Source organism: Ferrimonas marina (assembly GCF_900129905.1).
Taxonomy (GTDB): Bacteria; Pseudomonadota; Gammaproteobacteria; order Enterobacterales; family Shewanellaceae; genus Ferrimonas; species Ferrimonas marina.
Genome location: NZ_FQXG01000007.1, coordinates 60,083 through 69,827 on the forward strand (window position 1 = coordinate 60,083; position 9,745 = coordinate 69,827).

Below are 9,745 nucleotides of genomic sequence, written 5' to 3' on the forward strand. Positions count from 1 at the left end.
GAGCAACAGTTTTACCCAGCTCGAATGGACTCATTGATGCGGCGATGGATAGCCACCTTTCTTCTCTTTCTCTCCTGTGTCGCACACGCCGGCTCCGATAGTCTGACTCGCGTATATAACTTTCAGCAGTATGGTGTTACTGACGGTAAGGCGCTGTCTGAAGGGACTATTACGAGCATTGCCAGAGACAAGACTGGATTTGTTTGGATAGGAACCATCAGTGGATTAAATCGTTTCGATGGCAATGAATTTAAGCACTATGACACATCAAAGGCAGACCGCTACAATTTAAATGAAGACTTCATATCAGATTTGATAGTTGATAAGTCTGGCGTTCTTTGGGTTGCGACAAAGAAAAACGTATATAAATATCTTCAGCACCTTGACTCTTTCGAGCCGATCCTAGATGGGGTACAGCAGATTAATAATGCTGTATCATCCGCTAATGGCATATATGTATCCACAAGCAACAATGTATTGTTCTTCCCATTTGATGGAAAAGTTCAGAAATACAACATCCCCGAAGATAAGGCACAAGTAGACTACCTACTGCTGTCCACAAAAAAGGACTCTGAGGTCTATGCTTCTTTCTTTGATGGCGATGCTTTTACTGTGGATAACGATGGTAACTTCAGAAAAATTGACTGGCTCCCTAAAGAAAGAGTCACTTCATTCAGTTCAGCTGAGAATCTTGGATATGTAATTGGTACCCCGAGCGGAGTTTACCTAGCCAATCAACATACCAAATCATATATAAGAATAAATGGCACCCCTCAAGTCTCAAGTGTTATATACTCTGAACTTGATAGCTCTTTCTTTCTTGCATCTGAGTCAGGAATTTTTTCACTTCCTATCAAGGAAGGTTATGATGCCAACTCGCTTAAAGTAAAAAAAATATCAGACAAGCCGGCCTCAATTCTAAAAGTGGATGACGAAGGCAATCTTTGGGCAGGTACCTATGGTCATGGAATAGCGAGACTATCTAATAAACGGGAATACCTTCAGACGTATAAAGTTGACAAAAGTAGCAATCTAAACAATCAGGTGTGGGCGATAGCCGAACATAATGGGTCTATATGGGTTGGCAACAACAGCTCCATAGTTCATGAATTGTCTGCAGACATGAAGCTCTTATCATCACTCGACACTGGGATTAATGGGCCGAAGTCTTTAGCCTCTGTCGATGACGCTTTATTGGTTGGTGGTCAGGGTGGCCTTCGCTCTATCAGGCAGGGGTATGTCTCCGATTTAGTACTAGACCTTACTGTCACCAGTTTAAGTAAGTTTCGTGGACAAGTCCTTGTCGGCTCCTTAAGCGAAGGCGCTTTTGGCTTTGATGCAAGCTCCAACACTTTTCTCCCTCCAATTATTGACGACATCAACGAACCAATTCTAGCTTCCCAAATGATGGAGAAGATCACTTTTATCGCAACTCAAAGCGGCCTTTATGCGTACAAGAGTGATGAGTTGGGTCGCTGGCAAAGGCATGGAAAGCTTCTAGACGGAACAATCGTTACGACCTTAGTCAGTATCGAAGGTGCTCTTGTCGTTGGTACAGTTAACAAAGGGCTTTACAAAGTTGATACCGAGAGCCTGGAAACGGAAAAACTGTTGACAAATTTAAGTGATTCTCTGTCGATATACAGCGCAAAGTCTCTCGATGGAAGTATTTACTTAGCAACCAACAATGGCATTATTGTTGTTGGGGGGTCAGACCTAAATCTGATTGAGATGTTTTCTGTCAGCGACGGCTCACAGAAAGACTTTAATGGCATGGCTGCTGGGGTCGGTAAAGGCCATGTCTATTTTGGTGGTGCCGAAGGCATAACCAGGGTTCGGTCTAGTAACTTTAGAAACAAACACAATGATTTGAATCCCATAATTACCTCAATCAAGGTGTTCAACTCAGAGTACCTAAATGATGACGGTGTCCCTGTTTCTCCGTCATCAGTTGAATCAATCACTTTAAAATATAGCGATTACCCTTTTTCCTTCGGCTTCTCCAGCTTGAACATGGAGTCCAGCGAAACCCTCTCATATGAGTATCGTCTAAGCGGTTTTTCTGAGGAATGGATTCCGGTAGAGAATAAATTCCGGTATGCCACTTTCACAAATATTCCAGCAGGTAATTACCGTTTTGAAGTCAGGGTTAACTCAGTACTAACATCTAACTCTGGTAGCTATACATACCTGGATGTCAATATTACGCCGCCTTGGTGGCTATCTGCGTTTGCAAAGACCTTATACAGCCTGCTGGCACTCTCCGTTGTTTTGCTTTGGTATAAAGAGCTTCAAAGGCGTAAGCAGGTACAACAGCGCATCGCCCAAAGCGAAGAGCGACTGAAACTCTCACTTTGGGGCAGTGGCGATGAGATGTGGGACTGGGACATCGAAGCGGGCAAGATCTACCGTTCAAACATGTGGGGGGCGCTGGACTTTGCTGCGGGTCAAAAAGGGCAAACCGAAGAGCAGCGAAATATTCACCCGGATGACGTCTCTCGGGTCAACCGTCTACTTATGCAGCACTTTAAGGGCGAGAGTGACCATTTTGAGGCCACCTACCGTGTCAAAGGCAACCGAGACAACTGGGTCTGGATCCTGGACAGGGCAAAAATTGTAGAGCGAGACGCAAACGACAAGCCTACCCGGATGACCGGGACAATCAAAGACATCAACCAGATCAAAGAATCGGAAGAGCGGCTGTCTCTGTTTGCCAGAGCCTTGACCAACATCTCAGAAGGGATGTTCATCCTGGACGAAAACCTGACCTTTATCGAGCTCAATAAGGCTTGTGTCAGTATCACCGGTCAATCCAGAGAGTCGTTTATTGGCAACCCATTGAATTTTCCCGAGTACCCTGCAAGCTACACCCATGACATTGTTTCTATCCTGAACAATCAAGGTCGTTGGAGCGGGGAAGTCGACTACCGACACTCCAGCGGCAAGATCATCAAGTTGGAGCTGACCCTGGATAGGCTGGATGAATTGGACAGCCGGGAGTGCTTCTATGTCGGTGTATTCAGTGACATCACCCACCGCAAGGTGGCGGAGTCGGAGCTACGCCGGCTGACCAACAATGACATGCTGACGGGGCTGCCCAACCGAAGCTACCTGCATGTCAGTATCGATAAACTGCTTCGTCTCGAAGTGCCCTTCTGCCTGATCCTGTTCGACCTGGACAACTTCAAGCGAGTGAATGACTCCTTGGGGCATGAAGCCGGTGATACCTTGTTGTGTAACATTGCCAATCGTCTTGCAGCCCGTCTTCCTCATGAGGCGACTTTGCATCGCATTGGTGGTGACGAGTTTGCCGTGGTCTACGAGGGACGCCAGGCTCTGAGTATGAGTACTAATCTGTCTCGAGCCCTATTGGAGTCCTTTGAGCAGCCCTTTACCGTCAAAGATCAGGAACTGTTGATCGACAGCAGCGTCGGCATCGCAAACTATCCTGAAGACGACCAGGACAGACAGGCCTTGATACGAAAAGCGGAACTGGCGATGTACCATGCCAAAAGCCAGGGGGGTCAGCGCTACCAGTTCTATAACGAAGGGCTGAACAAGGCTGCCATTTCCCGGATGAATATGGAAAGTCTGATCCGCCAGGCTCTGAAAGAGAACTGGTTCGAGGTTTATTACCAACCCAAGGTTGATACTCACTCCGAGCAAATCATCGGTGCCGAAGCACTTGTCAGGCTGGTTCATCCCGAAAAAGGCTGCATTTCACCTGCCCAGTTTATTCCATTGGCGGAAGAGAGCTCTCTGATTATTGAGATTGGTGAGGTTGTGCTCAGGCAAGCCTGTTTCGCCGCTCAGACCTGGCGTGAAGCCGGGCTCTTTAATGGTCGCATTGCGGTTAACCTATCATCGAAGCAATTCATGCTGCCCGATTTAGGCCCCAGGATTGCCAGTATCCTCAACGTGACACAGCTGCCAGCGAAACACCTGGAACTGGAGCTAACCGAAGGAACAGTGATTCAAAATCCAGATGAAGCTATCCAAACCATGGGGGAGTTGCAAAAGCTTGGAATTAGTCTCGCACTGGATGACTTTGGTACCGGGTACAGCTCCCTCTCCTATTTGCGCCAATATCCACTGGATACGCTCAAGATCGATAAGTCCTTTATCGACGATCTAAATCGAACCCGTTCAGGCAAGATGATGGTTTCCTCTATTGTGACCATTGCCAAGAACCTGGATCTGCACGTAGTGGCCGAGGGTGTTGAAGAGAAAGAACAGGCCAAAACACTTTCTGAGCTGCGTTGTGACTGTATCCAGGGCTATCTCTACAGTAAGCCACTCCCGGAAGCAGAATTCGAACGCCTTCTGCTTCGCGAGCAAGGTGCAATAAAACCCCTCCGCCAAAAAACCGTCTAAAAAACTGGCACATCGGTTGCTTTAAGCAGAGTAGAGCAAATTTTTTGACCTACTCTGTTTCAAGGATCGATGATGAATATCTCCCGCAAGCTTATCTGTTTGTCTGCCGCCCTGTTTGTTTCTGCCAATGCACACGCATCATTGCCTTGGGTGGATGTAGAACAGTCAAATGCGAATATTTCAGAGCACTATATCTCCTCTCAGCAGATAAATACTGACATTCAAATCCAAGAAACAGAGCAGTTCGAGAATAATATCCCTTGGCTAACTCCATCTACCGGTGACACTGCGACAGTCCCTTGGATCCGCCGTGCCGAGCAAGAGTTCGCTACCGTGCCCTGGATCCGCCGTGCCGAGCAAGAGTTCGCCACCGTGCCTTGGATCCGCCGCGCCGAGCAAGAGTTCGCTACCGTGCCCTGGATTCGCCGTGCTGAGCAAGAGTTCGCTACCGTGCCCTGGATCCGCCGTGCCGAGCAAGAGTTCGCCACCGTGCCTTGGATCCGCCGCGCCGAGCAAGAGTTCGCTACCGTGCCCTGGATTCGCCGTGCTGAGCAAGAGTTCGCTACCGTGCCCTGGATCCGCCGTGCTGAGCAAGAATTCGCTACCGTGCCCTGGATCCGTCGTGCCGAGCAGGAGTTCGCCACCGTGCCTTGGATCCGTCGAGCCGAGCAAGAGTTCGCCACCGTGCCCTGGATCCGTCGTGCTGACCAGGAGTTCGCCACCGTGCCCTGGATCCGTCGTGCTGACCAGGAGTTCGCTACCGTGCCCTGGATCCGCCGAGCTGAGCAAGAGTTCGCTACCGTGCCCTGGATCCGCCGTGCCGACCAGGAGTTCGCCACTGTTCCCTGGATCCGCCGTGCTGAGCAAGAATTCGCCACCGTGCCCTGGATCCGCCGTGCCGACCAGGAGTTCGCCACCGTGCCCTGGATCCGCCGTGCCGACCAGGAGTTCGCCACTGTTCCCTGGATCCGCCGTGCTGAGCAAGAATTCGCCACCGTGCCCTGGATCCGCCGTGCCGACCAGGAGTTCGCCACCGTGCCCTGGATCCGTCGTGCTGACCAGGAGTTCGCCACCGTGCCCTGGATCCGTCGTGCTGACCAAGCTGACGCCTAACACCGGTTTTATCGTCCTTGCGGGCAAGAGAGAAAGAGGTATTCATCATGCTGAAACTGATCAAAATCGCCTTTGGCATCGAGCAGAAGCGTAAGAAGGTCAACCTGCCGAAAGGGCTCAGCCAGCTGGAAACCACCAGCGCTGCCGCCTGGTGGAACTGAACCACTGAGAATCCGAACATAAAAAAAGAGAGCCGATTGGCTCTCTTTTTTGCTTTGAGACCGGTCAGTAGAAGGTCTCACCCAGTTCAGCCATAGTCATCAACCGATCTGCCGGGGCAAAGCGGTCACCATAGCGCTCTTGGTAGCCTTGGAGGATAGCCACCAGCTTGTCTGCACCCAAGGCGTCAATGTAGCGGAACGGGCCGCCACGGAACGGCGGGAAGCCGATACCGAAGATGGCGCCGATATCCCCATCCCGGGGTGAAGCGATGATACCTTCCTCCAGACAGCGCACAGCCTCATTGAGCATCTGCACCGCACAGCGTTCGGCGATCTCCTCACCACTCAGGCGAGCTTGCGGGGTCACACCCAGCACCGGATAGACGCTCTCATCCACAGGCTTGGCGCCTTTCTTCTTGCTGTTGAACTGATAGAAGCCCTTTCCGTTCTTCTTGCCCTTACGGTCATCCGCCAATAATTTGACGAAAGCCTGAGGGGCTGCGAATCGCTCACCCAGTTCTTGTTGTAAAATTGGCGCGATCTTAGCCCCCACATCGATGCCCACCTCGTCCAACAAGGTGATAGGACCAACAGGAAAACCGAATTTCACCAATGCCTTATCAAGGGCTTCGATAGGTTCACCATCCAACAGCAGATTGGCCGCCTCGTTCATGTACAGCGCCAAAATTCGGTTTACATAGAACCCCGCACCGTCTTGCACCACGATAGGGGTCTTACCCTGTTTCTTGGCAAAGGCCACGGTGGTGGCGATGGTCTCAGGTGAAGTGCCCTTGTGAGCGATCACCTCGACCAGCGGCATCTTTTCAACCGGGGAGAAGTAATGCAGGCCGATCACCTTGTCTGGTCGGGAGGCCGCTTCTGCAATCTGGCCAATGGGCAGCGACGAGGTGTTGGAAGCAAAGATGGTGTCTTCGTTACACTGGGCCTCGATCTCTTTAACCATCTGATGCTTCAGCTTCAGATCCTCAAACACCGCCTCCACCACGATGTCGGCGTCCTTAACGCCCTGGTAGCGGGTGGTGGTAGAGATCAGGCTCATGGACTGGTCTCGCTGGGCCGGCGTCATCTGCCGTTTCTTAACCCGCCGATCCACCTGCTTATAGCTGTAGGCCAGAGCGTTCTTCAGGCCCTCTTCATTGATATCCTTGATCCGAACCGGGATCTTCGCCTTCAGTCCGGTCACTGAGGCAATACCGCCGCCCATCAGGCCACCACCGAGCACCATCGCTTTGTGCACCGGATTAGGCTCCACACCCTCAGCACCGGTCTCCTTTTTCATCTCGGTGGTGGCAAAGAACAGACCGCGCAGGCATTCGGACTCCGGTGACATCACAAGCTCGGCAAAGGCCTGGGCTTCAGTGTCGTAGCCAGCCTGGCCACCCTGCTCCACGCCCACCTTGACCGCTTCGATGATCTTCGCCGGAGCCGGGTAGTTTCCGTGGGTTTTCTTCTCAACCTGCTTCAATGCCTGGTCGTAGATCACCTTGCGACCAACGGAGGTCAACTCCAGGGCTTTCTCAGCTCCGGACAGCTTGGGAGTTATCTTCTTGCGCTTGCCCTTCAGCGCCCATTTCTTGGCCACCTCCACCAGCACACTCAGAGGCACCGCCTCCTCGACCACCCCCATCTTCACCGCCTGACGATGACGTAACTGACGACCGGTGAGCATCATATCCAGTGCCTTGGCCACCCCCACCAGCTTGGGCAGACGCTGGGTTCCGCCGCCACCGGGCAGCAGGCCCAACTGCACCTCAGGCAAACCGATAAGGGTTTTATCGCTGTTACTGCAAACCCGGTAATCGCAGGCCAGCGCCACCTCCAGGCCACCGCCCAGGCAAGGGCCGTGGATCGCTGCCACCACGGGCACCGACAAGTCAGAGAGCGCAGCCAGGGTCTGATGACCGGAGCGAGACAACGCCTCCACGTCCTCAGCGGTCTCACAGGCATCGAGCATGCCTATATCGGCACCGGCGATGAAGGAATCCGGCTTACCGGAGGTGAGTACCACCCCCTTTACCTCAGAGTCCGCACCGATCTCAGCCAACAACGCACGTACCTCGTCATTGAAGCTGTCACGCAGGGTATTCATGGTCTCGCCGGGCACATCCATGGTGATCAGTGCAATGCCATCGGCGTCCTTTTGCCATGTAAAGGTCTTATCCGTCATCACTCTACCTCCAGAACCATCGCTGCACCCAAACCACCAGCGGCGCAGGCGGTGGTCAGCCCCACGCCTCCGCCCCGTCGTTTCAGCTCCCGACAGACCTGGGTGATCAGGCGAGCGCCGGTGGCGGCGAAGGGGTGACCATAGGCCAGTGAGCCCCCCATCACGTTGAACTTATCCATGTCGATCTCACCGATCGCCTGACTGCGGCCCAGCTTCTGCTCGGCAAACTGTTTGCTGGCGAACATCTTCACATTGGCCAGGGATTGCGCGGCAAAGGCCTCGTGCATCTCAATGATGTCCAGATCCGCCAGGGTCATGCCGGCGCGGTCCAGTGCCAGCGGGGTAGCGTAGGAGGGGCCCATCAGCATGTCTTCCCACACATCGATGGCGGTAAAGGCATAGCTGCGCAGGTAACCGATAGGGTCGTAGCCCATCGCCTTGGCCCTGGACTCCGGCATCATCAACAGCGCCGAAGCCCCATCGGTCAGCGGGGTGGAGTTGGCGGCGGTGACGCTGCCGTGCTTACGGTCGAACACCGGCTTGAGCTTGGCCAGCTTATCCAGCGCCATCTCAGCCCGCACGTTGTTATCCCGCTCGATGTAGCTCTTGTAAGGCGGTACGTGGCAGGTCATCACCTCGTTGGCCAGTACGCCAGACTCCCAGTTCTTGTGCGCTAGCTGGTGCGAACGCAGCGCCAGCTTGTCCTGATCTTCCCGGCTGATCTGGTGGGTCTTGGCCATCTGCTCAGCAGTCTGACCCATCGACAAACCGGTGGAGTATTCCGCCACCGCCGGCGGCACCGGCAGCAGGTCTTTCGGACGCAGCCGCTTGATGATGGACAGGCGCTGACCGAGGGTCTTCGCCTTGGTCAGATCCACCAGGGCGCGGCCCAGTTTCTTGCTGACGCCAATAGGCAGCACCGAGCTGGAGTCAGCGCCACCGGCGATGCCAATCTCCACGGTACCAGCCATGATCGACTCAGCGATGTTGGCGGCGGACTGGAACGAGGTGGCACAAGCACGGGTCACCGAGTAGGCATCGGTGTGCACCGACATACCGGTACCCAGCACGATCTCACGGGCAATGTTTGGCGCGGCGGGCATCTGCACTACCTGACCGTACACCACCTGGTCCACCAGCTTGGGATCCAACTCGGCGCGAGCCAGCAACTCACTCACCGCCATCTTGCCCATGTCCAGGGCCGAGATCCCGTGAAACGCCGTTGCCTGTCGGGCAAAGGGCGTCCTCAGTCCCGCCACAATGGCGATCCGATCGCCAGATGACGTCGTTAACTTGCTTGCTTGCGTCATGAAAGATCCTCTTTTCTTCGGGCTCTGCGAGCGTGATCCGCTCGAGGTCTGACCAGTAAAACGTGATCCCATACTAACTTTTGTGGCATCAGTTTCAAACAGGTGTGTGAAACTTCCCCTGCCTTCGCGCTGTCCAAATCAAGGTAAAAAGCAATTAAAGCCACTTGAATCTGGTATTTAGCGACGATATAACCGCACAAAACTTCACAAAACGGACCCTTAATGCGACCTGACACCGATCTTCGCCGTACCCCGCTCTCTGTTTGGATTGCAGTGATCTACTGGCCCCTGGGCCTGCAGATGCTGTTTTGGATGATGGGCTTCCACTACGTCGACTTCAGCCTGCCCGGCTCCTTGATGGAACTGCCGGCCACCCTGCTGCGTTACTACGTCAGCGTCACCCTGCTGCTCTACCCGGCCTTCTTTGCCTATGGTCTGTTCTACAGTCTGCATCTGAACCGCAGTGGCGCCCCCGCCAGCAAGGTGATGCTGGCATCGTTGCTGCCCTTTGTTACCGCCGCGCCTTACTTGCTCACTGCCCAGATAATGCAGTATTTTCAATAGCCTCTGATGGTGTGTCCGGACCGGCCGGACTGGAC

The 9,745-nt window shown here is 53.5% G+C and carries 5 protein-coding genes; 3 read left to right on the top strand and 2 right to left on the bottom strand.

The features are described 5' to 3' along the window. Positions 1–36 precede the first annotated feature (36 nt). Both BUC04_RS16760 and BUC04_RS16765 read left to right on the top strand, forming a co-directional pair. A complete protein-coding gene (locus tag BUC04_RS16760; RefSeq protein ID WP_067664511.1) occupies positions 37–4,374 on the top strand; it encodes an EAL domain-containing protein in 4,338 nt (1,445 codons plus the stop codon). A 333-nt stretch (positions 4,375–4,707) separates the two neighbouring features. After that, positions 4,708–5,487 carry a hypothetical protein gene (locus BUC04_RS16765; protein WP_073326019.1) on the top strand — a complete coding sequence of 260 codons (780 nt, stop codon included), beginning with the start codon at positions 4,708–4,710 and terminating at the stop codon, positions 5,485–5,487. Between the two features lie 225 nt (positions 5,488–5,712). Here BUC04_RS16765 and fadJ read toward each other — a convergent pair whose 3' ends face one another. Then, positions 5,713–7,836: a fatty acid oxidation complex subunit alpha FadJ gene (gene fadJ / locus BUC04_RS16770; protein ID WP_067663612.1), complete on the bottom strand. Its 2,124-nt coding sequence runs from the start codon at positions 7,834–7,836 to the stop codon at positions 5,713–5,715. Next, positions 7,836–9,146, bottom strand: a complete 1,311-nt coding sequence (gene fadI, locus BUC04_RS16775) for an acetyl-CoA C-acyltransferase FadI (protein WP_067663615.1) — start codon at positions 9,144–9,146, stop codon at positions 7,836–7,838. Before fadI ends, fadJ begins: the two co-directional genes overlap by 1 nt. A 222-nt stretch (positions 9,147–9,368) precedes the next feature. Here fadI and BUC04_RS16780 point away from each other — a divergent pair, with 222 nt between their 5' ends. Then, complete coding sequence (locus BUC04_RS16780; RefSeq protein ID WP_143165773.1) at positions 9,369–9,710, top strand: hypothetical protein; 342 nt, start codon at positions 9,369–9,371, stop codon at positions 9,708–9,710. Positions 9,711–9,745 lie beyond the last annotated feature (35 nt).